This is a genomic window from Prevotella sp. OH937_COT-195 (assembly GCF_003932845.1).
GTDB lineage: Bacteria > Bacteroidota > Bacteroidia > Bacteroidales > Bacteroidaceae > Prevotella.
Window position 1 is genome coordinate 1 of record NZ_RQZH01000001.1, and the last position, 23,199, is coordinate 23,199.

Below are 23,199 nucleotides of genomic sequence, written 5' to 3' on the forward strand. Positions count from 1 at the left end.
GTGTGGGAATGGTAATTTGGAGGAACGCAACGACTATTACCCTTTCGGTGGTTTGATGGGCAAGGGCTTGAACGGTGATTTTCAATCCTACAAATACAACGGAAGGAACTCGAACGTCAAATCGGTCTTGACATATATGACTATGGGGCAAGACGCTACGATGCCGCCACTTGCCGCTTCACTACGATGGATCCGCTAGCGGAGAAATATTACTCCACAAGTCCTTATGCTTATTGTGTGAATAATCCGATGAGGTTTGTTGATCCGGATGTTAGAGAATGGAAATATGTTATAGATGCTAATATTAATGTGGCGTTAAATCTATCTGTATCGGGTAATTATACAACAGCGCAGATAAGTGCTTATAAAAATGCCATTTCAACACAATTTCATAATACAATATATGAATTTTAGGTTAGAACAAAGTCTGGAAATGTTACTATTTATCAAGGGAACACTGATATTGTACAGTCTTTATCTTTTGGAAAAATGAATAATAATATTGGAGGAGTGACTTACTAAATATCCTATAAGTTAATTATCACTAAAAAGTGCAATGAAAGAAGCGGCATGATAGTACTTAATGAATAAAAATTGTACTTTTGTACAGTAAAAATACACGTAAAAGTTTAATCTTAAATCTACATTAATTATGATTATTGGAATTCCAAAGGAAATCATGCACGACGAGGCTCGTGTATCGGCAACCCCTGAAACAGTGGGTAAGTTCGTTAAAGACGGGTTTGAAGTACTTGTTGAGAAATCGGCCGGTGATGGCGCGCTCTATCATGATGAGGACTATGTAAACGCCGGTGCCAAATTGGTTGACGGTCCGGTGGAGGTATATGACAATGCCGAGATAATCCTTAAGGTGAAGGAGCCGTTGTTCAACGAAACTCTCGGCAAACACGAGGTTGAACTGATGCATAAGGGGCAGTACCTCATAACATTCATCCACCCGGCTTCTCCCATTAATCACGATATGGTGAAGAAACTTACGAAACAGGGCGTTACGGCAATAACACTTGACGGCATACCACGCATTTCACGCGCCCAAAACCTTGATGCACTCACTTCAATGAGTACTTGTGCAGGCTATAAGGGTATCTTGATGGCTGCGAACCACATGACAACTTTCATGCCACAGATGTTCACGGCGGTAGGCAGGATAGAGCCGGCAAAGGTAATGGTAATCGGTGTCGGTGTTGCCGGTCTTCAGGCTTTGGCAACGGCAAAACGTCTTGGTGCGATAACATACGCTGCCGACATTCGCCCGATGGCTGCCGAAAATGCAAGTTCGCTCGGTGCAAAGGTTACCGATACGGGTGTTCCTGCAGAACTCGCAGTGGGCGAGGGAGGCTATGCAAAGCGTCTTCCGGAAGAAGTTCTCGTTGTTGAGCGCGAGAAACTCAACGACACCATAAAGGAAATGGACATCGTGTTCAGCTCGGCACTTATCCCGGGCAAGGTGGCTCCAATCATCATAACCGAAGAAATGGTAAAGGGAATGAAACGCGGTTCCGTAATAGTTGACATCTCCATCGATCAAGGCGGCAACTGCGAATTGACACCCGCGGGCGGCATCGAGAAGAAATATGGCGTAACGCTGATGGGAGTGAAGAATATTCCCGGCCTGTTGCCTACAAGTTCTACATGGATGTTTGCCAACAACGTATATAATCTCGTGAAGTATCTGATGAAAGACGGTAAGATAAACATCGATCGCACAGACGAAGTGGTAAACAAGAGTCTTGTATGCATCGATGGCGAACTCGTTCATGCCGGTGCCCGCGAGGCCATGGGACTTTAATTGATTAGAATGTCAGAGATTAAGTGTGAGATGTCGTGTTAGTCGTATGTTTACATGGTATTCTGTCTTTAATCTCTGACTTATGATAATTAACGTTTAACCTTTCACACAGAATGATTAATCCTATTATATTGGTATCTGTATTCATTGCATGCACGATAGCAGGCTATTTCATAATAAAGAATGTGCCAAGCCTGCTTCACACACCATTGATGTCGGGCATGAATGCTTTATCCGGAGTTACGATTGTCGGTGCGATAACTGCAACCGGTTATGCTCTTGTCGGTACGCAGAATGCCGGAGGTTTGTGCGTATTGACACAGATTATAGGATGCCTCGCCATTGTCTTGGCTGCGATAAATGTTTTCGGAGGCTTCGGAATAACCCACCGAATGCTTCAGATGTTCAATAAGAAGAAAAAGAACTGACCCATGGCAACAGTGCAAATCATAATCAGCGCAGTATTGGCTTTGGCCGTACTTTCCGGTATATCCATGATGAGCAAGGTGGGCAGTGCCGTTCGCGGCAATCTGCTTTCGGCTCTTGCCATGTTGGTCGGTGTGGTGGCTACACTTTGGTTCAGTGGTGTTGTCTCTGCATGGACAATCTATCCTTCCATTCTTGTCGGAGCATTGATTGGCGGTTTTATGGCTCGCCGCGTGCAGATGATACAGATGCCCCAACTCGTGGCGTTGTTCAATGGTCTCGGTGGCGGTGCATCGGCATTGGTAGGTGTGCTTTCTGCCACACAGGCAGGCTTTAGTGAAGAGCAACTTGCGGCAATCACTGACAACGGCTACATGCCGTTCATGCTCTTCACGTCGATGCTTGCCATCGCAGTGGGCATGATTACGCTTGTGGGCAGTCTCATTGCAGCCGGCAAACTTCATCGCATGCTGTCGCAGAAGCCTGTCATCTGGTCGGGGCATTCGCTCCTTACAATGATATTCCTTTCGCTTACAATCGCATTTATAGTTACGGGGACGTTCGACGGAAAAGTAATCATAATCGTGGCGTGCATCATAACGTCGTCACTGTTCGGACTATTCTTCTCCATACGTGTAGGCGGAGCCGACATGCCTATAACCATTTCTCTGCTCAATTCCCTGTCCGGTGTGGCAGGTGCCATTGCAGGTATGGCGATAAGCGACATTTTCCTTGTTGCCGTGGGTGGTATTGTCGGTGCGTCGGGTTTGTTGCTGACACAGATAATGTGTCGTGCAATGAATCGCAGTCTCATCAACATTCTCGTACCGCGTGTTCCACGAAAAGCACCTTGTACGGTTAACGAAACAGATAATTCAGAAGAAAACAAAGAACTAATAACAAGAGTAATGAAATTAGAAGAAAGAATAAAACAACTTGAAGCCATCGTCGCACAACTTGAAGACAGAGTAAAAGTGCTTGATGGACAGATAGAGGCGGCACCTGCAGTAAGCGGTGATGCTCCTTCTGCCGACAAGGTTCTCGCCGCTGCAAAGCGTGTGATAATAGTACCCGGATACGGCATGGCATTGGCTCAGGCACAGCACAAAGTGAAGCAACTTGCCGAATTGCTTGAGAGCCGTGGCACCGAAGTGCGTTTCGCCATCCATCCGGTGGCAGGTCGTATGCCCGGTCACATGAACGTGCTTCTTGCCGAGGCAGACGTTCCATACGAGAAACTTTATGAAATGGATCAGATAAACGATGATTTCAAAAATGTTGATGCCGTTGTGGTAATCGGTGCAAACGACGTGCTAAATCCTGCAGCACGCAATGCCGAGGGTACACCTATATACGGCATGCCGGTGCTAAGTGTTGACGAAGCCCCCGAGGTGGTAATCTGTAATTTCGACCTCAATCCCGGTTATGCCGGTGTGGAGAATCCTCTATATACTCGCGACCACGGTGTATATCTCGAACTTGGTGATGCCAAGGAGACACTTCAGCGGCTCATTGCCGGTGTTACCACGAGATAGTCTTGCCCGAATTACGGAAAGTTCGCAAGCATAAATTATCGGAGCGGAACTGTCGGAAAATTTTCTCGACGGCTCCGCTCCTTTTATTTGAAACTACTTGTTCGTTTTGTCTTTTGCAATGGTCAGTTTTGATACAGGAATCGCTTTATGCTCTTCTTCGGTGTTTTCTCGAACTCCTCCTCGCGCAGTCTTATTGCCGATATTTTGCTGTATGCAGGCATGGCGGAGTTGAGTTCTTGCCGGTTCTGTTCCATTATGTTGTCAAGTTCTTCATTCGAAAGTCCGAGGTTTTTTATCTCATCATAGTCCGGATAGACGAGTCCGATGAGTTTTTCGTCCTTTTGTATAACTATACTCTCTGCCACGAGCGGCATCGAGTTAAGTTTATCCTCTATTTCCTCGGGGTATATGTTCTGTCCGCTTGCGCCGAGCAGCATGTTCTTGCTGCGTCCTTTTATGAATACGTTGCCGTTTGAATCCATTGTACCGAGGTCGCCGGTATGGAACCATCCGTCGCTGTCTATTGCCTGCTTCGTGGTTTCCTCGTTCTTGTAATATCCCAGCATTACGTTGGGGCCGCGTGTCAGTATTTCTCCCGGAACCACCGATGGCGAATTGCTGTCAATTCTTACTTCCATGTTCTTTGCCGCTTTTCCGCAACTTCCGGGTACAAAGTCGTGCCAATCATTGTAGCATATAATCGGTGCACATTCTGTTGCTCCGTAGCCCACGGTATATGGGAAGCCTATCTCGTGCATAAATTTCTCTATGTCTTTATTTAGTGCGGCTCCGCCTATGATTACCTCGTAGAAATTATTTCCGAACGCATAGATAACCTTTTCGCATATTTTTTCTTTTATCTTCTTGTTGATTACCGGCATGTTTAGCAGCAGTTTCATGCGGTGGTTCTGCAGTTTCGGGAACACTTTCTTTTTTATTATCTTCTCGATTACCAACGGAACAGCAATCACTATCGAAGGTTTTATGTCTGCAAAAGCCTGTGCTATGATTGCCGGCGACGGTATTCGTGTGAGATAGAAGATGTGACAACCGTGCAAAAACTCGAAAAGGAACTCGAAAGCCATGCCGTACATGTGTGCCATTGGCAGTATGCTGAGCGTGTTTGTTCCGGATTTTACATGCTTGCTTCCTATCGCGTCCATTGCAAAGTCGTAGTTGCTCCACAGTGCGCGATATGGAATCATAACACCTTTGGAGAACCCTGTGGTGCCGCTTGTATAGTTTATGAGTGCCAGTTCGTCCGGAGATTGTTCCACATAATATTTAACATGTTCTTTTCTGAAATATTTCGGGTACTTGCGTCCGTACATCTCGTTGAGATGTTCTCGTGCGTATGTCAGTTTGTCGGTGCGCGACAATATCAACGAGTAGTCCGGTATGTATATTATTCCCTCAAGTCCCGGCATCTTGGCAGCGTCCAACGTTGGTGCCACCACATCGCCTGCAAACAGCAGTTTTGCCTCGGAGTGGTTAACGATGTTATATATCTGTTCCGGAATGAACTCGTGCAATATCGGTACTGCCACCGCTCCGTATGTAAGTGTTGCAATGAATGACACCGCCCAGTGCGCGCTGTTTCGTCCGCACATTGCAATTTTGTCGCCTTTCCTTATCCCGCTGCTTTCGAACATTATGTGTAGTTTCTCGATTTTCCGAGCCACGTCTTTATATTGCAACGTAACGCCCTTGTAGTCTGTCAGGGCATCCATGTCCCAATGTTCGATTACACTTTTCTCTATTATAGAGTTGAATTTAGAAATTTCCATGTCTCTTAAATATTCCGGTTTTCTTGTGCTTTTACTGCACAATCAACTAATTTTTGTGCAAAGGTAAGGTCTTGTCTGCTCATTTGCAAATGTTTTGTGCATTTTTTCCGATTGTCATATACATAATTGTCCCATATCACTTGTATGTTGTTTGTTTTGAACAAGAAAACAGAAAAAACGGACATGTGTTCTCCGGAGTTATTCGTACCTCATCGATTTTGCAGGATGTATGAACGATACGAGATAACTCGGGGCTATCAGTGCCACGACACACACTATAAGCGTGGCAATGTTTATTGCGGCAATTATGATGAAGTCGAACTCCACCGGCACTGTGTTTACATAATATGTCGTTGGGTCGAGTGTCACGATGCCGGTGAAATGTTGGAGTGCAATAAGTCCCGTTCCCATGATGTTTCCCCATAACATACCTCTGCCTATTATGAATACGGCAAACCATAGGAACGTGTGCCTTATTGTCTTGTTTCGTGTCCCGAGTGCTTTCATTATCCCGATCATGTTAGTTCGTTCCAATATGATTATAAGCAGACCGGAAATCATAGTAATGCCTGCCACGCATACCATTAGTGCAAGGATAATCCATACGTTCAGGTCGAGCAGATCGAGCCAAGTGAATATCTGCGGGTTCATTTGTTCCACAGTCTCTGAAGAGTATGTCTCGCCATATTTGTCGGTGGTACGGTTTATTTTTTTTACGATGCTTTTTTCCACCGTTTCCAGCCGGTCGTAATTTTCAAGTGTTATTTCCGCTCCGCTTGCCTGGTCTTTTTCCCATCCGTTGAGTTTTACCGAGGTGTACAAGTCGCAGAAACATATTACTTTGTCGAATTTGGCAAGATTGGTTTGGTATATACCTGCAACATCGAAGCGTCTTGCCCTCACATCGTTTCCGTCGATAAAATATGCGAACACCTTGTCGCCAAGTTTCAGTCCGAGATTGTCTGCGGTTGTTTTCGATATAAGAATTTTGTTGCTGCCGCTCTCCGAACTGAATTTCGGTACGATTCCCTCCACGAGGTTATTGTGTATGAAAGTGGTGTCGTAATCTTCTGCCACGCCTTTGAACATAACCCCCATGAAATCGTTCTGTGTCTTGAGTATGCCTTGTTTCATGGCATATCTCTGCACATGCTTCACGCCATCGATGTTTTTCAGCACGTCTATTATGCTGTCGTTCATGGAGACGGGGCAGTGGCTGTCGTCTTGCAGGGCGAGGAAATTGGTAACGGTAATATTGCAACCGAACCCTATTACCTTGTCCCTTATAGTGTGTTTGAAGCCCATTACCACGCTTGCGCTCAGTATCATCACGGCAAGACCTATCGCCACTCCTGCCGTGGCAATTCTTATCGCGGGGCGGCTAACTTGTCGTTTGTCGCCCTTGTCGTTGTAAATTTTCCTTGCGGTGTATAAAGCGAAATTCATCTTTCCGGCTTGCAAAATTACGACTTATTGCCATAAACGCCAAATATTCCTTGTCGTTTTTCTAATACATGTTGGCGATTTGGTATGTCGTGTCATTTCCTTTGCAACCGGTTCGGCTTTACGGTCTTGCATTTTTGCTCTTGACAATACATGCCGTACACTGCCCGGATGCCTCTCCTCAATCTTCCAATATCGAGTAGTCGAAATCTTCTCCCTGATATTTCCGTTGCGAGTCGGGCATCTCTTCCTCCGCCTTTATTATTTCGATGTTTGTCTGTTCGATGATGCTCAGGCGTATTGAATTGTTGTCCATGCGTGGCTTGTACCATTTCTTCTCGGCGAAATACTCTTGCAGGTCAGGCGATTTGAAACGGTATCCGTGGCGCGCAAGTATGGTGTTGCGCATTATGCGAAGGGCATCTTTCGGGAAATAGCCGAGGAAATGCCGTGTAAGCAGGCAGGAATATGCCATGGTAGAGCCCATGCTCCACAAATTACGCTGTTGTGCAAGACAGTTTTCGATATTGTCGGGTGTAAGAAACAATATCCATACTATGTTGTTTTGTTTGTTCTTCACGGCAAGAAAATTCATGCCGTCCTGTCTGATATACTGCACTTTCCATCCAAATTTCGCACCGAAAGGCGGTTCTTCGGCCTGTCTGCTTGGAATAAGTTTGTACATACCCGGTTTGGAATTGTCTTTCTCAAGTGTCAGTTCAGAGTAGTCGTTTCCCGTAAAGTATGCAATTTTTCCCATGCGCACCTCTTGGCATGTATATAATGTTTGTCCGTCGAAGAACTTGTCTCCCTTACGAATTTTCTGTGCTTGAATTGCGAGTGTGGCAAGCATTGCGATGATTATTAAAAGTGTTTTTTTCATTTTCTTTTATGGTTTTAATGGTTATGTGTTTTCGTATTATATTCATTTCATGTCATATATGTTTTTATATCTGTTGCAAAGTTATGAAACATTTTTGAAAAAACGAAATATATTAAGTGAAAACATACGCTTTACTTATTTTCCCCGTATGTCGGAAATAAAGTGGTTTTATATTTGGTATGCTGTGGATTATTCATTACTTTTGCCGCCCGAAACACGACTGTTAATAATTAAAACAAGAATATGAGAAGTAGAGTAACCAAATGGTTTGAGACGAAAGTGAGTTTTGAAAAGATAATGGAAGACGGACAGCAGAAGAGAGTAAACGAACTGTACGTCGTGGACGCGCTCAGTTTCACCGAGGCGGAGCAGCGTATTACCGAAGAGATGTCAACTTACATAAGCGGCGACTTTGAAGTGAAAAACATAAAACCCGCAGCATACGGAGAAATTTTTTTCAGCGATGCACCATCGGACGACAGATGGTTTAAGGCGAAACTTCAATTTATAATGATTGACGAAAAGAGCGGAAAAGAGAAACGCTCGGCCGTGAACTACCTTGTGCAGGGCGCGTCTTTGCAGTCGGCACTCAGGAACATCGATGCCCTCATGGGTACAACGATGAACGACTATGTCGTTGCCGGATTGTCAGAAACAATGATAATGGACGTATATGAATACGCCGCACCAAAAGACAAAGCAGAGGAAGGAGACGACGCCAAGCCGGAGTACGAACAGTAATGTGCGTTAAGGCTTAAATTTTACGGCAAGACAAGAGATTAAATCCCAATCTGTCATTAGAACCCTCAACCGATTTTGTTCGGTTGTTGAGCAGATGTGCGGCAGTTTCATCGAAGGCGTAGCGGGCTGCGTCGATATGTAATGGCTGCGCAGATGTCAGCAAGCGGGCTAAAGCAGTCGGGAAGCGTAACGGCAATGGCAAATCTAAGCAAATGCGGTCTAATGATCGATTTGGGTTAAACCGAAAGAAAGAAAAATACTTTTTGCCCTGAATATCTAAACAAGCAATATGAGACACAACGTAAAGGAAAACCTGAAAAAAGTTCTGGAAAAACTGCCCGCCGGCGTGAAACTCGTAGCCGTGAGCAAGTATCATCCTGCCGAGGACATCGAGGAAGCATACGCAGAGGGGCAGCGACTCTTCGGAGAGAGTCACGAGCAGGAGATAAGGCGGAAAGCAGGAGTGCTGCCGAAAGACATTGAGTGGCATTTCATAGGACACTTGCAGACGAACAAGGTTAAATACATCGCGCCATACATATCGATGATTGATGCCGTGGACTCTTTCAAGTTGCTAAAAGAAATTGACAAGCAGGCAAAGAAAAACGGTCGTGTAATAAAGGTTCTTCTCGAACTTCACATTGCAGAAGAGGAGACAAAATACGGTTTCTCGCTCGAAGCCTGCCGGGAGATGCTCGCCGCCGGCGAGTGGCGCGAACTGGAGAACGTGGCAATATGCGGACTGATGATGATGGCGAGCAACGTTGATGATGCCGAAACAATTAAGCGGGAGATGCTCCTTGCAGCCGACTTCTTTGACGAGATAAAGGCGGGGTATTTCTCCTCGGACGACCGCTTTTGCGAGCGTTCGTGGGGAATGAGCCACGACTATGCCATTGCCGTGGAGTGCCGTTCGACAATGGTTCGCGTGGGAACGACAATCTTCGGCTCGCGAACATATTGAAAAAACAAGGCATCGGATTAGCCTTGTCTGTATGAATTGGGCGGTTTTTATTTGTAAAACCGCCCAATTTGCAATTCAATTTCGCCGGTTTTGCAATTCAATTTAGGCAGAATTGCACGGCAAAATCGTATAATTACAAGTTGTTCAACTTGCGAAGTATTTTCTTGTTCAGTGCGAGTATCATTCTGCGGTTGCTGTTTATGTCGTCTCGCAGTGTGTTGAAAGCCTCGCTCATGGCGTTTACCACTCGTGCCGGCTTTCGTTTCGACTTGTCGACATCGGGGTTAACCACGATTTTTATTCCTTTGTGTTCTACATGTATTTTTATTTCCTTGCCCGTCATCAACGGGTCTCCGTCGAAATGTATGTATCCCTCTTTATGCCGTTTTATTGACAATTGGCTCGCCTTTAGCATCTTTATCTTGCTGTTGTTTCCAATCGTCTTTGCAAACAAATCGATGCTTATTTGCGTGGCATCGAACATGTCGAAAGGCTCCATTATTATAACATCGAGCATTCCGTCGCTCATTGAAGCCTGCGGGGCGATGTACGCGTTGTTGCCGTACTGCGATGCGTTGGCACACGATATGAGGAATGCCTTGCGTTGTTTCGTCCCGCTTTCATCGGTTATGATATATGTTTCCGGCTTGTATCGCAGTCCTTCGCGCAGCACGTTCTCCACGTATGCTATCGGTCCGCGCCTGCCTGCCTCGGCAAATTTCATGCTTACGAAGGCGTCGAAGCCCATTCCGCATGTGCAGAAAAACGGCATGTCGTTTATCACACCGTAGTCGAGTTCGTGTATCACGCAGCGGTTAATTGTCTCTATCGACTTTTTCAAATTCATCGGTATCATCAGGTGGCGCGCCAATCCGTTGCCCGAGCCGCACGGCAGAATTGCCATTGCTGTGTCGGTGTGTACCAATGCCCGCCCAATCTCATTCACGGTACCGTCTCCGCCGACTGCCACGACTATGTCTTTGCCTTTTTCCGCGGCATCGGCGGCAAGCAACGTGGCATGCCCTGCCCGCTCGGTAAAGACGATGTCGTAATTGAACTTGTCTTTGTCTATGGTTCTTTCTATAAGTTCCGGCAATCCGGCTTTGCTCACAGTGCCGGAAATCGGATTCATTATGAATGTGATTTCCTTCTTCATACTTTACGTTTGCAAATTTACCATAAATCAATTGAAAGTCAATCAATGTGTATTATAAATTTAATTAAAATGCACTTTTCTGCGTAAAAAACATTTTCGGAATATTTTTTTTTGTATCTTTGCAGCCTGAATAAAAAAATAGTAGGAAACCTACTCTTAAATTACATAAATGGGACTATTACAAGAAAGGTATAAGAAATACCGCGAACCGCAGAAATTCATTGCTGCCGGTGTCTATCCTTATTTTAGAGAGATTATCGGAAAACAAGGCACCGAGGTGGAAATGGGAGGTCAACACGTTCTTATGTTCGGAAGCAATGCCTACACGGGGCTTACGGGCGATCCGCGCGTTGAAGCTGCGGCAAAGGCTGCGATAGACCAATACGGCACGGGATGTGCCGGCAGTCGCTTCCTTAACGGAACCCTCGACCTGCATGTCAAGTTCGAGAAAGAACTTGCAGAGTTCGAGGGCAAGGACGATGCACTTATATTCTCGACAGGCTTCTCCGTGAATTCCGGAGTGTTGGCAAATATTTGCGGACGCGATGACTATATAATCTGCGACGACCGCAACCATGCTTCAATTGTTGACGGAAGGCGGCTGTCATTCGCCACATGTCTGAAATATAAGCACAACGACATGGAGGACTTGGAGAAACAGTTGCAGAAATGCCGTCCGGAATCTGTAAAGATGATTGTCGTTGACGGTGTGTTCTCGATGGAGGGCGACCTTGCCAACCTGCCGGAAATAGTTAAGTTGAAGAAGAAATACGATGCGAGTCTTTATGTGGACGAGGCTCACGGACTCGGAGTTTTCGGAAGAGAAGGTCGAGGTGTGTGCGACCATTTCGGCGTGACCGGCGATGTTGACATAATCATGGGTACTTTCTCAAAAAGCCTTGCGAGCATAGGAGGTTTCGTGGTAGCCGATTTCGACACCATAAACTTTCTCCGTCACACCTGTCGCACATATATTTTCAGTGCCAGCAACGCACCGGCTGCCACAGCCGCTGCAATGGAGGCTCTGCACATAATACGCAAAGAGCCGGAGCGGATAGAGAATTTGTGGAAGGCGACGAGATACGCTCTGCGCCGTTTCCGTGAAGAAGGTTTCGAGATAGGGGAGACCGAAAGTCCGATCATACCGCTCTATGTGCGTGATGTGGAGAAAACATTCCTCGTTACGAAACTTGCTTACGACAACGGGGTGTTCATCAATCCGGTAATACCGCCGGCGTGTGCCCCGCAGGATACATTGGTACGCTTTGCACTGATGGCTACACATACGGAAGATCAGGTGGAGCGCGGAGTGCAGGCATTGAAGAAAATATTCGTAGAGCAGGGCATCATAAAGTAGTAATATTTCAGAATATGTTATATTCAACAGGGCGGCACCGTAAATCATGGTGCTGCCCTGTTGAATTATGTATTTGTGAGAAATTGCTGTTATTTGGTAGATTCCTTGTCAGTGCGTCCTTTCATTTGCTTGTAGTATAGCAGCGGAACGACGACAAGGGTAAGCATAGTCGATGTTATTGTTCCACCCATGAGCGATATTGCAAGACCTTGGAAGATAGGGTCGAAGAGAATGATGAATGCTCCGAGAACCACGCTTCCCGCCGTTAGCAGGATAGGCATTGTGCGCACTGCACACGAGTCTATGACTGCTTGTTTGAGCGAAATGCCCTCTTTGAGGCGTATGTCGATGAAGTCTATTAGCAATATGGAGTTGCGCACCATTATGCCTGCGAGTGCTATGAAGCCAATCATTGACGGCGCACTGAAATATGTTCCCATAACCCAGTGTCCTATGATTATGCCTATCAACGACAGCGGTATTGCCGATAACTGTACCAACGGTGTGACAAAATTGCCCGACCAGCCCACTATAAGTATATAAATGAGCACGAGTACGAAAGCAAATGCCAGTCCGAGGTCTCTGAAAACCTCGTGTGTTATCTTCCACTCGCCGTCCCATTTCAGGCTGTAGCCGTCGTCGGAAGGTGTTGCCACATATAATTCCTCTACTGCCGTGCCGTCGTGCGAGCGCAGATTTTTCAACCTGTCAGACATGTCGAGCATGGCATATATAGGACTTTCCGGTTCTCCGGCCACCTCTGCCGTTACATACACCACTCGTCTTTGATTCTTGCGGAATATGCTGTATGGGGCGGCGGTAGTCACAGTGTCGGCAATATCTCCTATTCTCACGTTTCCTCCGAACTGTATTGGTATGGACAATGCAAGCAGATCTGCCACCGACGAGCGTGCCGTTTCGGGGTATCGTATATTGATTTCTGTCTGTGTCTGTGCTACGGTGCTGTGCATCACTCCTGCATTCATGCCTTCCATTGCGCCGCGCATCTCTTGCACTGCCATTGCCGTGTTTATACCCTTTGTCGCCGCTTTCTGTTTGTCTATGCGTATGTCAAGTTTCGGGTGTGCGTCTTCACGACTCCAATCCACGTCTACCACATTTTCCGTTTCCTGCAGCATGTCTTTCACTTTGCCGGCAATCCGGAACTGCTCGTCGGCATCCGGACCGTATATTTCTGCAACAATGGTCGACAACACCGGCGGACCGGGCGGTATCTCCACCACTTTCACGTTTGCACCGTGGCGTTTTCCTATAGCCTGCAACGGCTCGCGCATTCGTCTTGCGATGTCGTGGCTCTGCTCGCTGCGGTCGCCTTTGGGCGTAAGGTTTACGAGTATGTCTGCAACGTTGCTGCCGGAACGCATGTCGTAGTGGCGTACCAGTCCGTTGAAACTGATTGGAGATGCCGTGCCGCTGTATATCTGATAGTTTGCCACCTCTTTGTCTTGGCTTGCATATCCTGCCAATTCGCGTGCCACTGCATCTGTCTGCTCGAGCGTGGTGCCCTCCGGCATGTCAACGATAATTTGAAATTCGGACTTGTTGTCGGACGGTAGAATCTTAACCGGCACGGCTTTTGTCGGGAAAAGCAGCATGGAACCTAAGAGTACACCCACAAGAACGAGCATGAAAGTCCACCGCTTACGACGGTTCTCGAGCAACGGCACCATTATCTTTTCGTAGAAACGATATAATGCGTTGCGTTTTTCCGGTTCCTCGCTTTCGTGTTGTGCGCCATCGTCCGCTCTCTTCTCATCGCCGTTTTCCGTTCTTCCGGCTTTGTGACGCAGGAACAGGAAACCGAAATAAGGAGTGAGCGTGAGCGCGGCAAAGAGCGAGAATGCCATGGCAATAGATGCTCCAATCGGCATCGGACTCATGTATGGTCCCATCATTCCGGATACGAATGCCATCGGGATTACTGCGAAAATCACGGTCAGCGTAGCCAATATAGTCGGATTTCCCACCTCGTTGACTGCAAAAAGTGCAGCCTTTACGGGCGAGAGTTTGCCCATCTTGAAGTGGCGGTACATGTTCTCGGCAATCACGATGGAGTCGTCTGTAACGATACCTGTTACGAAAACGAGGGCGAATAGTGTTATACGGTTGAGCGTGTATCCGAGGAAATAGTACGAGAAAAGTGTCAGTGCGAATGTTATCGGCACCGAGAGAAACACCACGAGACCACCTCGCCAGCCCATTGCGAGCATTACGAACAACGTAACGGCAAAGATGGCGAAGAGCAAGTGCATGAGTAGTTCGGACACTTTGTGCGATGCCGTCTCACCATAGTCGCGCGTAACGTCTATGTGAATGTCGTCGGTAACAAGTTCGCCACGCATCTGTCCCACTTTTTCTTTTATATCTTTTGCCAATTGCATGGCATCGCTGCCTTTGGTTTTGGCGATGGAAAGTGTAACGGCAGGGTGGTCTCCGGGGAACGAGTCGCGCATTGTTGCCGATGCTTCGCCATATCCGAATGAGACGTATTGCGACGGAAGCGATGGTCCCTCGTTCACCGTAGCCACCTGATGCAGATAGACGGGCAGACCGCCGGATACCCCGACCACGGTGTTGCGCAGTTCATCGACATTGCGGAAAAATCCTCCCGTTGAAACTCTTAACATCTTGCCATCGGCAGGCAGAGTTCCACTTTCCGCCTCGACGTTTTCGCCTCGCAGAGCTTGTGCTATGCTTCCGATTGATATTCCCGCCTCTGCCATCTTCTCGCGGTCGGGTTCTATACGCACTTCACGTCTCTGTCCGCCTGATATTTTTATTTGAGCCACGTCGGGAACACGTTTGAGACGGTCTGCGACCTCTTCTGCCACCTGACGCAATCGGTAGCCGTCGTCTTTGCCCCACAGTGTGAGTGACATGGAAGGCACGTCGTCGATTGAGCGTGTTTTGACGAGTGGCATAGTAACGTCCTGCGGCATCTGATCCATGTGTTTCATTACCTCGTTGTAGAGTTTCACTATCGAGCGTTCTACGTCTTCGCCTACATAGAACTGCACCGTGACCATTGTCATGCCGTCCATAGATGTGGAAAAGACGTTCTCCACACCATTTATGTTCGATATTACTTTCTCTAATGGAGCCGATATTATGCGCTCCACTTCTTCCGGAGATGCTCCCGGGTAGGCGAGCATCATGTCTGCCATCGGCACGTCTATCTGCGGCTCTTCCTCGCGTGGAATGGATACCACGCTGAAAAGTCCCAAAAGCATAAACGCACCCACCAGCAGAAGGCTCAGTTTAGATTGGAGAAAGATGCCCGCAATCTTGCCAGATATTCCTTTTTCCATATTATATGTTCCTTTTTCAAACTGTTATTTGATATTTACTTTCTCGCCAGTCTTGATTGATTTGGCGGGATTTCTTACTACCTTGTCTTTGGCACTGATGCCTGAAATCACTTCTACATGAGTCCCGTAGTCGTTTCCGAGACGCAGCCATCGCAGTACTATGCGGTTTTGCGGACTGACGACATAAACTCCTTGCAACTGTCCCTCTTTCACGATGGACGACTTTTCCACGGTCATCACGCTACCGCTTTCTCTCTTTCGGTCGTTGTTGATAACCACGCCGGCATACATACCGCTTTTAAGACGTGCCGCCACATCGGGCGAAATGCTTATTTTTGCGGAATATTGTCCGCCTGTCATTGTTGCCGACGGACTTAATTGTGTTATTTGTCCGGTAAATTCTGTACCGGCAGACTTTACCGTTACCTTTACGGCATCGCCCTCGTTAACGTTACCTATCACGCTTTCCGGAATCAATGCGCTCACGTTAAGTCTTCCGGATTGCTCGATAGCCATGAGCGGCATGCCCGGATTGGCAGTGCTTCCTTCATCGATCATCTTTTGTGTTACCGTTCCCGAGAAAGGTGCGCATATTCTTGTGTATGACAGCATGGTGGCGATTTCCCGCAGTGACTGCCGTGCCATTTCCACTTGTGAGGCAGCAGTGGTCTTGCCAACTTGCATTCTTTCGAGTTCCTTTGCCGATGCGCTGCCCTGTTGATAGAGGTTGTTGTATCGGTTGTAGTCGCGTTCCGCCATCTGGTATGCCGCTTGTGCCGAGTTGAGTGCCGCTTGTGCTTTTGCCCGTTGTGCGGCAATGTCGCTGCTGTTTATTGTAATCAGCAGTTGTCCTTTTGCCACCTTGTCGCCTTCTTTTACATATATTTTGTCAACAAACCCCATTACTCGTGTCGCTATGACGGCGTTGTTTTCTGCCGTTATGCGACCGCTTGTAACGATGTTCATTCCTTCTGAACGGCTCGGGTTATATACTTCTACCGTTTCTGTGGTTTCTTTTTCTGTCTGTTTCGGTTTGTCAGTGCAAGAACTTGCAAACACCAATGCCGTTGCCGCAAACATTGCGGCTGTTATTTTCATCTTTTTCATTCTGTTGAAATTTTGGTTATCATTTGCTGGTAATAATAAGTAATGTTATACTCCATTACGGTCTGTGCCTGTTCGAGTTGATGACGCAGCAGCGTTGCGCGCGACGTGAGCAGTTCGGTCGTAGAATCGAGTCCTTCGGCATGGCGGTTCTTCACTACGCGAAGAGCCTCTGCCGACTGTTCCACGGATGCTTCCTGACGCAGAATCTCGGCTTGCAGTTGTTCCAATTTCCTCAAATTAGAATGGAACTCCGCCTCACTTGCTTCCATCTTTGCATGATATGCCTCCTGCATGAGCGATTGGTCGGCAGTGGCGGCACGCAATTTTGCGCGTGATACGTTGCCGTCGAACAGATTCCACGATATACTTACGCCTGCCATATATGCTCCTTTGTGGAAGCCCATGAATTTTTTGTCGTTGAACTGGTAACTTCCGAAGGCATTAATTCTTGGCAATAATGCAGCTCTCGCGCTCTTTACTGCCATTTCTGATGCACTTAATCCCGAGCGCATTGCAAGCAGGTCGTCGCGCATATAGATGGAAAGTGTGGTGTTGTTTGCGGCATAACATTCCTGTGTAAGAGGCACTACCGCATAGTCTTCGCCTCCGAGTGGTTCTCCCATGGCGAGTTTGAGTTGGTCGGAAGCGTCTGATACAGCGTTGCGTGCTTTGGCAATTGCACTCTCAACCGTTCTCACTTGCACCTCTGCATTCATCACGTCAGATTTCTGCACAAGTCCTTCATCGTAGAAATTTTTCACGTTACGGCAAATCGTATTCACGTCGGTCAGCGTAGAGTCGAGTATCTCTGCCGAGCGATATGCCATTTGCAGGGCGGTATATGCGTATCGAATGTTATACTCTGTCTGTGTCTTTGCATATTCTCTTTGGTGCCGTGCCCCTTCCTCCATGAACCGTGCTCCTTTCCTTGCATAGAACAAATCCATGTTTAATATTGGTACTTTCAGGTCTATGCCTGCAGTAAACTGATGTGTTGCATCGGGAGAGTTGAGTAGATCTGGATTGAACGATGCCTGTGTGACATGTCCTTGCTGGAGGAGAAATCCGAAGGCGTTGAGCGGATTGTTTGTAATCATTCCGCCATAGTTGATTGATATTTGCGGAAGAAACATTCCCTCGATCAGTCTTCGGTTTGAGGCAGTTTTCTCCTCGTTGATTTGTGCCATGCGTATCTGTCTGTTCCCATTTTCAGCCTTTGCGAGAGCCTCGTTTATGGTTAGCAGGTGTCTTTCTTGTGCGTTTATCCCGTTTGTAAACAGGATAAGGCAAACGAATGAGATAATAATACTTCTTGTCATGTCCTTTGTTTTTGGCTGCAAAGGTACTTACGACACAAGAAAACCGCAATGTTAAAGAAAGACAATCTATGGTTTATTAAGGACAGTTGCGGTGTGTAAAAAAATGAAAGTCCTTAATATACCATGTAATGTAGTGTATATACCATTGTCTTAAAGCGTGCCGATGCTTTTTATTCTCTGAACGATGACGGCATTTTGCCGGTCTGACGTTTGAAGAATTTCACGAAATTTGACGGGTCTTCGAAGCCGAGGTGATAGCCGATTTCCTTTACTTTCATGTCAGAATACTGCAGCAGACGGCGCGCCTCGACTGTCAGCCGTTGATTTATTACTTTCAGCGGTGTTGTTTTTGCAGCTTCCGCAACTCCTCTCGTAAGTGTCTTTGCCGATACGTTGAGCAGTTCGGCATAGTCTTGTACCGTATGTTTCTCGCGGAAATGATGTTCCAATTGCTGGCGGAAGCGCACGAACAAACGGTCTGCCTGACAGTTTATGCACAGTCTTTTCTCGTTTGTGTCGTTACCTCTGCGCTGTATGGTAATAAGGAAAAGGTGTAGCAGGTGCTGCAGGTAGTCTTTGTGTGCGAATGCTTCATTGCGGTTAAGTTCCTGCCGTATGGAGTCGAGCAGTGTCAGCAGAGTGTTCCGTTCTTCTTCACTTATTATTATATAAGGCACTCGGTCGCCGGTGTCGAACAAGTCATATTTCAGGAAAATGCTCTCCATTGTACTCTCATCGCTTAAAAATTGCTCGCAGAAACGAATGCCCGTACCGCCCGGAGTTTTGCCTTCGACGAAAGAGTTCACCTGTCCGGGATTCAGAAAAAACAGTGCTCCCGACGAAAACCGGTAGCATACGGAATCTACTTCAAACTCGCCTTCGCCTCCTGTAAACCAAATTATCCGGTAACATTGGCTGGTATGCGGTCTGAACATATCGTTATTTCCTTCAGATACCGATTTCAAGTCGGAGATGCAAAATTCGAAAGAAGAATCGCATGCGGCTTCCGGTGCCGATTGTATCAACTGGTTTATTTGCATGATTTTCTGTATTTATTGTCTTGTTTGTTACAAAATTACGGTTTAATATTTGAACCAACTCGTATTTTATGGAATCTTTATGGTATATTAAGGACATTTTGTTGTTTTTCTAATTCTTTGTCCTTATATTACCATGTTTTGTACCTTTTGTATAACTGGCGTACTGACAAAACATTATATCTTTGCACAAAACAAAGAATAAAAAGATGAAGAAGATTACGATTATTCTGATTGCGCTGATTGCGCTGACAACAGGTTGCACCTCGAAAACAAACTCAGGGGCTGCGAGTGACAAGGAAACAATTAACAACAAAGAAAAGAAAGGAAAAATTATGGAACTGAATGTACAAGAGTTTAAGAAGAAAGTATTCGACTATGAGAAGAAACCGCAGTCATGGGAATTCGAAGGCGATAAGCCGGCAGTGGTGGATTTCTACGCAACATGGTGCGGACCGTGCAAAATGTTGTCTCCGATAATAGACGAGATGTCGGAGAAATACGACGGCAAGGTGGATTTCTACAAGATAGATGTTGACAAGCAACAAGAACTTGCCGCAGTGTTCGGCATCCGTTCGATACCGACATTATTGTTCATTCCAAAGGAAGGACAACCCACCATTATGCAGGGTGCGATGAGCAAAGGCGACATGGACTCAACGATACAGAAAGTATTGCTGTCTCAGGGTAAGTAACCCGTTGCCGTATCTTTATGCGAATTTGGGCATTCGAGAGTTTGGGCAGAGGCTTGTTTTGTTTATGACGGTTCCGCGTATCATGACAGACAAGACGCAGCCTGAACTCTCTAATGTTTTTTATCTGCCTTTCATAAAAGGTTTCAAGTCATCGAACGAGAGTCCGAGTTTTACCACTCCGTCTACTCCGGAAGCCACTTCATATTTGCCGTATATGAAAAAAGCCGTCTTGTAGTTATGATCCAAGTAGAAATTGTCTTTGTGTACCGGAGGAAAATCGGCATTGATAAGCGTTTTGTAATCATTGAGATTTACTGCGTTGGTCTTCAGCAACCTTGCGACAGCCTCCTCACTTCCTTGTTTGAAGATGTCCTCGTATTTGACAACTTGTCCGGTGTAAAGGTCGTACATAATATATCTATCATCGAAAAGAATTCCTGCGCCGACTCCCGAACCAAGGTCGTACACATCGCTTATGCGATAAGTGGCTATGCCTTCGCATCCCGTCTCGGTTGTCTCGACATTATACGCGATCGACTGCGGGAAAGGATTATATTCATCTTCGCAATCGAAAGAGGTTTCTGTTTCAACCATCTCCGCAACTTTCTGCCATTCGCCGTTGCCTGCAAAATTGTTCTCCATGAAAGATACAAAGGCATCAATGGAAGGGTAATGCTTGTCTGACAAAGAAGCGATTATCGCTTCCTGAAGTTTCTTTACGTTGCAGTTCACTCCGTTTTCAGGCCACATGATACTCCATCTCTGATCGGCATAAAGCGGTCTTTTGATTTTGGCTTTGAAAAAACTTTCACCTTCATAGAGGCGGTGCTCCACCGAGATTCCCGTTTTCTTCTGTTTGGTTTTGTGCTGTGCCGTTGCGGGCATTGCTGCGAAAACCGCCGACATGCAGGCGAGCAGCAAAGTCTTTTGGATATTCATATCAATATGTGTTTTAATGGTTTGTATGTCAATTTTTGATTATTTTTGCGGTAGACGTTCCGCATCGAAATTAAATTGTTGTCTGCGAATGTAAATAATAATTTTGATTTAATGAAATTTTTCGTCGTATAATTTAATATTTATTGCGGCTTAACGATTTTTTTTGATGATTATGGTGGCAGTATTATCACGATAACTCGTAACTTTGCCGAAAGTTTATAATGCTTGCGTGCAAAACAAATTTTAATGAGAACATAACGAAAAAAACATAGGTGTTTATGGTAAAGATTTCAAAAGAAGCAGCCTTGGCATACCATGAAAATGGAAGACCGGGCAAGATAGAAGTGAGACCCACAAAGGCTCACCGTACACAAACAGACCTCAGTCTGGCATATTCGCCGGGGGTGGCTTTCCCATGCCTTGAAATACAAGACAATCCTGATGCCGCATACAGATATACCGACAAGGGTAACCTCGTGGCAGTGATAAGCAACGGGACGGCAGTACTTGGGCTTGGCGACATAGGTGCGGTAAGCGGTAAGCCCGTAATGGAAGGCAAGGGACTGCTTTTTAAGATTTACGGGGGTATCGATGTGTTTGATATTGAGGTCGACGAGAAAGACCCCGTGAAGTTTTGTGAGGCTGTGGAGAGAATTGCTCCGACGTTCGGAGGGATAAACCTCGAAGACATCAAGGCACCGGAGTGCTTCTACATAGAGGAAAGACTGAAACGTACACTTGACATTCCGGTAATGCACGACGACCAACACGGCACGGCGATAATATCTGCCGCAGGGCTCAAGAACGCTTTGGAGGTTGCCGGAAAGAATATAGAAGACGTGACAATTGTGGTGAACGGAGCCGGAGCGGCAGCCGTAAGTTGTACAAAATTGTACATGGCACTTGGCGCACGCAAGGAAAACATAATGATGTTAGACTCGAGAGGAGTAATAACAACCGACCGCGAGAACCTGAACGAACAGAAAAGATTTTTCGCAACCGACCGTCGCGACATACACACGCTCGCCGAGGCAGTAAGCGGTGCCGACGTGTTTGTGGGGCTGTCGAAGGGTAATGTGCTTACAAAGGAGATGGTGAAGACCATGGCAAAGAACCCCATAATATTCGCACTCGCAAATCCCGTACCTGAAATATCGTACGAGGATGCCTTGGAAGCACGCCCCGACACGCTGATGGCAACGGGCAGAACAGACTATCCTAACCAGATAAACAACGTAATAGGTTTCCCATACATCTTCAGAGGAGCACTCGATGTTCATGCAAGTGCCATCAACGAGGAGATGAAGATGGCGGCAGTACACGCCATTGCCGACTTGGCAAAGCAGCCCGTACCTGACGTGGTAAATGATGTATATAAGGTAAACAACCTGAAATTCGGGCGAGAATATTTCATACCGAAGCCTGTCGATCCGCGTCTCATCTCCGAAGTGTCGGCTGCCGTGGCAAAGGCAGCAATAGAAAGCGGAGTGGCGAGGAGAACCATTGACGATTGGGAGGAATACAAAAACTCGCTAAGCGTAATGCTCGGACTGAAGACAAAACTCACACAGAAGATATATTCCACGGCGAGTGCGCACCCGCAGAGGGTGGTGTTTGCCGAGGCAACACACCCGACAATGCTTCGTGCAGCCGTACAAGCAAAAGCGGAAGGCATCTGTCATCCGATACTTCTCGGCAACGAAGAGCGCATAACCAAACTGGCGGCGGAAATTGACCTGTCGCTCGACGGAATGGAAATTGTAAACTCGCGAAACGACAAGGAGGCAGAACGCAGAGAAAGATATGCGAAGATACTGACTCAAAAACTACAACGCGACGGATATACATTCGATGAGGCAAGCGACAAGATGTTCGAACACAACTACTTCGGAATGATGATGGTGGAGACGGGAGAGGCAGATGCTTTCATCACGGGACTTTACACAAAATACTCGAATACGACGAAGGTGGCAAAGGAGGTGATAGGAATACGCCCGGAGTATGGAAATTTCGGGACAATGCACATAATAAACTCTTCAAAAGGAACCTTATACATTGCCGATACGCTGATAAACAGTGACCCGAACACGCAGGAAATGGTTGATTTGGCAAGACTTAGTTGCAAAGCGGTGAGTTTTTTCAACGAGAAACCGGTAATTGCACTTGTCAGTCATTCGAACTTCGGCAGCGACAATTCCGATGGTTCAAGAAAGGTAAGGAATGCCGTGGCGCAGTTGCACAGGGAAAATCCCGGAATGGTCGTTGACGGGGAATTGCAGATAGGCTTTGCTCTCGACAGGGAGCAACGCGATGCTCTATTCCCGTTCACGCGTCTGAAAGGAAAAGATGTGAACACTCTGATATTCCCGAACCTCGCGAGTGCACGTTCGTCTTACAAGTTGTTGCAGACGTTGGCACCCGATGTCGAAATAATAGGACCGATACAAATAGGACTGAACAAGCCCATACATTTTACCGACTTCGGCAGTTCTGTACGCGACATCGTGAACATCACGGCAGTGGCAGTAATAGACGCATACGTCTATAAGATAAAGAGTTGCATGGGAGAATGTTGTGAATAGAACAACTGCAACATTGTGCGTGAATGCCAATCTCGCCGGATTTGCAGTGTAATTCTGCCGAAATTGTAAAGCAATTCCACCTGTTTTGC

At 46.6% G+C, this 23,199-nt stretch carries 19 protein-coding genes and 1 pseudogene; 10 read left to right on the top strand and 10 right to left on the bottom strand.

All coding sequences use genetic code 11. The features are described 5' to 3' along the window. The 5 genes and pseudogenes from EII32_RS12445 to EII32_RS00020 all read left to right on the top strand — a co-directional run. Window positions 1-199 (top strand): annotated as a pseudogene (locus EII32_RS12445) (hypothetical protein); the annotation flags it as partial. Further along, window positions 133-414, top strand: a complete 282-nt coding sequence (locus EII32_RS00005; RefSeq protein ID WP_233582272.1) for an RHS repeat-associated core domain-containing protein — start codon at window positions 133-135, stop codon at window positions 412-414. The pseudogene EII32_RS12445 and the gene EII32_RS00005, both read left to right, overlap by 67 nt. A gap of 238 nt (window positions 415-652) precedes the next feature. Beyond that, a complete protein-coding gene (locus tag EII32_RS00010; RefSeq protein WP_125233414.1) occupies window positions 653-1,810 on the top strand; it encodes an NAD(P) transhydrogenase subunit alpha in 1,158 nt (385 codons plus the stop codon). 116 nt (window positions 1,811-1,926) lie between these two features. Then, complete coding sequence (locus EII32_RS00015) at window positions 1,927-2,238, top strand: NAD(P) transhydrogenase subunit alpha (protein ID WP_125233600.1); 312 nt, start codon at window positions 1,927-1,929, stop codon at window positions 2,236-2,238. Between the two features lie 3 nt (window positions 2,239-2,241). Next, window positions 2,242-3,771: an NAD(P)(+) transhydrogenase (Re/Si-specific) subunit beta gene (locus EII32_RS00020; protein ID WP_125233415.1), complete on the top strand. Its 1,530-nt coding sequence runs from the start codon at window positions 2,242-2,244 to the stop codon at window positions 3,769-3,771. A 122-nt stretch (window positions 3,772-3,893) separates the two neighbouring features. Here the strand turns inward: EII32_RS00020 and EII32_RS00025 are convergent, their stop codons facing one another. The 3 genes from EII32_RS00025 to EII32_RS00035 form a co-directional block, all read right to left on the bottom strand. Then, entirely contained in the window at window positions 3,894-5,558 is a 1,665-nt protein-coding gene (locus EII32_RS00025) for an AMP-binding protein (protein ID WP_125233416.1), read from the bottom strand. A 198-nt stretch (window positions 5,559-5,756) separates the two neighbouring features. Beyond that, a complete protein-coding gene (locus tag EII32_RS00030; RefSeq protein WP_125233417.1) occupies window positions 5,757-7,004 on the bottom strand; it encodes an ABC transporter permease in 1,248 nt (415 codons plus the stop codon). A 178-nt stretch (window positions 7,005-7,182) separates the two neighbouring features. Further along, window positions 7,183-7,884, bottom strand: coding sequence for a YARHG domain-containing protein (locus tag EII32_RS00035; RefSeq protein ID WP_125233418.1), 702 nt, complete (start codon window positions 7,882-7,884; stop codon window positions 7,183-7,185). A 243-nt stretch (window positions 7,885-8,127) separates the two neighbouring features. Here EII32_RS00035 and EII32_RS00040 point away from each other — a divergent pair, with 243 nt between their 5' ends. Then, on the top strand, window positions 8,128-8,625 hold the full coding sequence (locus tag EII32_RS00040; protein ID WP_125233419.1) for a DUF4494 domain-containing protein: 498 nt from the start codon (window positions 8,128-8,130) through the stop codon (window positions 8,623-8,625). 13 nt (window positions 8,626-8,638) lie between these two features. On the opposite strand, the gene EII32_RS00045 is transcribed toward EII32_RS00040, so the two are convergent. Then, the gene (locus EII32_RS00045; protein WP_125233420.1) at window positions 8,639-8,827 is read right to left on the bottom strand and encodes a hypothetical protein; all 189 of its coding nucleotides are present in this window, start codon (window positions 8,825-8,827) and stop codon (window positions 8,639-8,641) included. Between the two features lie 87 nt (window positions 8,828-8,914). On the opposite strand from EII32_RS00045, the gene EII32_RS00050 reads away from it, so the two are divergent. Continuing rightward, entirely contained in the window at window positions 8,915-9,589 is a 675-nt protein-coding gene (locus EII32_RS00050; protein ID WP_125233421.1) for a YggS family pyridoxal phosphate-dependent enzyme, read from the top strand. 133 nt (window positions 9,590-9,722) lie between these two features. On the opposite strand, the gene EII32_RS00055 is transcribed toward EII32_RS00050, so the two are convergent. Continuing rightward, window positions 9,723-10,745 carry a diacylglycerol/lipid kinase family protein gene (locus EII32_RS00055; protein ID WP_125233422.1) on the bottom strand — a complete coding sequence of 341 codons (1,023 nt, stop codon included), beginning with the start codon at window positions 10,743-10,745 and terminating at the stop codon, window positions 9,723-9,725. Between the two features lie 169 nt (window positions 10,746-10,914). Here EII32_RS00055 and spt point away from each other — a divergent pair, with 169 nt between their 5' ends. Continuing rightward, the gene (gene spt / locus EII32_RS00060) at window positions 10,915-12,102 is read left to right on the top strand and encodes a serine palmitoyltransferase (protein WP_125233423.1); all 1,188 of its coding nucleotides are present in this window, start codon (window positions 10,915-10,917) and stop codon (window positions 12,100-12,102) included. An 89-nt stretch (window positions 12,103-12,191) separates the two neighbouring features. Here the strand turns inward: spt and EII32_RS00065 are convergent, their stop codons facing one another. From EII32_RS00065 to EII32_RS00080, 4 genes are all read right to left on the bottom strand, one after another. Continuing rightward, window positions 12,192-15,431, bottom strand: coding sequence for an efflux RND transporter permease subunit (locus EII32_RS00065; protein WP_125233424.1), 3,240 nt, complete (start codon window positions 15,429-15,431; stop codon window positions 12,192-12,194). A gap of 24 nt (window positions 15,432-15,455) precedes the next feature. Beyond that, entirely contained in the window at window positions 15,456-16,538 is a 1,083-nt protein-coding gene (locus EII32_RS00070; protein WP_125233425.1) for an efflux RND transporter periplasmic adaptor subunit, read from the bottom strand. Next, window positions 16,535-17,857 (bottom strand): TolC family protein, encoded by a 1,323-nt coding sequence (locus EII32_RS00075; protein ID WP_125233426.1) that lies wholly within the window; start codon window positions 17,855-17,857, stop codon window positions 16,535-16,537. The genes EII32_RS00070 and EII32_RS00075 overlap by 4 nt, the downstream gene beginning before the upstream one ends. A gap of 170 nt (window positions 17,858-18,027) precedes the next feature. Beyond that, a complete protein-coding gene (locus EII32_RS00080) occupies window positions 18,028-18,897 on the bottom strand; it encodes a helix-turn-helix domain-containing protein (protein WP_125233427.1) in 870 nt (289 codons plus the stop codon). A 206-nt stretch (window positions 18,898-19,103) separates the two neighbouring features. Between EII32_RS00080 and trxA the strand changes: the two genes are divergently transcribed. After that, the gene (gene trxA / locus EII32_RS00085; RefSeq protein WP_125233428.1) at window positions 19,104-19,589 is read left to right on the top strand and encodes a thioredoxin; all 486 of its coding nucleotides are present in this window, start codon (window positions 19,104-19,106) and stop codon (window positions 19,587-19,589) included. Between the two features lie 120 nt (window positions 19,590-19,709). Here the strand turns inward: trxA and EII32_RS00090 are convergent, their stop codons facing one another. Next, a complete protein-coding gene (locus EII32_RS00090; protein WP_125233429.1) occupies window positions 19,710-20,528 on the bottom strand; it encodes a DUF3298 domain-containing protein in 819 nt (272 codons plus the stop codon). A 278-nt stretch (window positions 20,529-20,806) separates the two neighbouring features. Here EII32_RS00090 and EII32_RS00095 point away from each other — a divergent pair, with 278 nt between their 5' ends. Further along, on the top strand, window positions 20,807-23,110 hold the full coding sequence (locus tag EII32_RS00095) for an NADP-dependent malic enzyme (protein ID WP_125233430.1): 2,304 nt from the start codon (window positions 20,807-20,809) through the stop codon (window positions 23,108-23,110). Window positions 23,111-23,199 lie beyond the last annotated feature (89 nt).

Bases quoted from the DNA above. Each gene is read 5' to 3' on its own strand.
- trxA (WP_125233428.1), top strand. From the start codon at position 19,104: ATGAAGAAGATTACGATTATTCTGATTGCGCTGATTGCGCTGACAACA.
- EII32_RS00035 (WP_125233418.1), bottom strand. From the start codon at position 7,884: ATGAAAAAAACACTTTTAATAATCATCGCAATGCTTGCCACACTCGCA.
- EII32_RS00090 (WP_125233429.1), bottom strand. From the start codon at position 20,528: ATGAATATCCAAAAGACTTTGCTGCTCGCCTGCATGTCGGCGGTTTTC.
- EII32_RS00010 (WP_125233414.1), top strand. From the start codon at position 653: ATGATTATTGGAATTCCAAAGGAAATCATGCACGACGAGGCTCGTGTA.
- spt (WP_125233423.1), top strand. From the start codon at position 10,915: ATGGGACTATTACAAGAAAGGTATAAGAAATACCGCGAACCGCAGAAA.
- EII32_RS00080 (WP_125233427.1), bottom strand. From the start codon at position 18,897: ATGCAAATAAACCAGTTGATACAATCGGCACCGGAAGCCGCATGCGAT.
- EII32_RS00070 (WP_125233425.1), bottom strand. From the start codon at position 16,538: ATGAAAAAGATGAAAATAACAGCCGCAATGTTTGCGGCAACGGCATTG.
- EII32_RS00025 (WP_125233416.1), bottom strand. From the start codon at position 5,558: ATGGAAATTTCTAAATTCAACTCTATAATAGAGAAAAGTGTAATCGAA.
- EII32_RS00040 (WP_125233419.1), top strand. From the start codon at position 8,128: ATGAGAAGTAGAGTAACCAAATGGTTTGAGACGAAAGTGAGTTTTGAA.
- EII32_RS00020 (WP_125233415.1), top strand. From the start codon at position 2,242: ATGGCAACAGTGCAAATCATAATCAGCGCAGTATTGGCTTTGGCCGTA.
- EII32_RS00030 (WP_125233417.1), bottom strand. From the start codon at position 7,004: ATGAATTTCGCTTTATACACCGCAAGGAAAATTTACAACGACAAGGGC.
- EII32_RS00065 (WP_125233424.1), bottom strand. From the start codon at position 15,431: ATGGAAAAAGGAATATCTGGCAAGATTGCGGGCATCTTTCTCCAATCT.
- EII32_RS00095 (WP_125233430.1), top strand. From the start codon at position 20,807: ATGGTAAAGATTTCAAAAGAAGCAGCCTTGGCATACCATGAAAATGGA.
- EII32_RS00075 (WP_125233426.1), bottom strand. From the start codon at position 17,857: ATGACAAGAAGTATTATTATCTCATTCGTTTGCCTTATCCTGTTTACA.
- EII32_RS00055 (WP_125233422.1), bottom strand. From the start codon at position 10,745: ATGAAGAAGGAAATCACATTCATAATGAATCCGATTTCCGGCACTGTG.
- EII32_RS00050 (WP_125233421.1), top strand. From the start codon at position 8,915: ATGAGACACAACGTAAAGGAAAACCTGAAAAAAGTTCTGGAAAAACTG.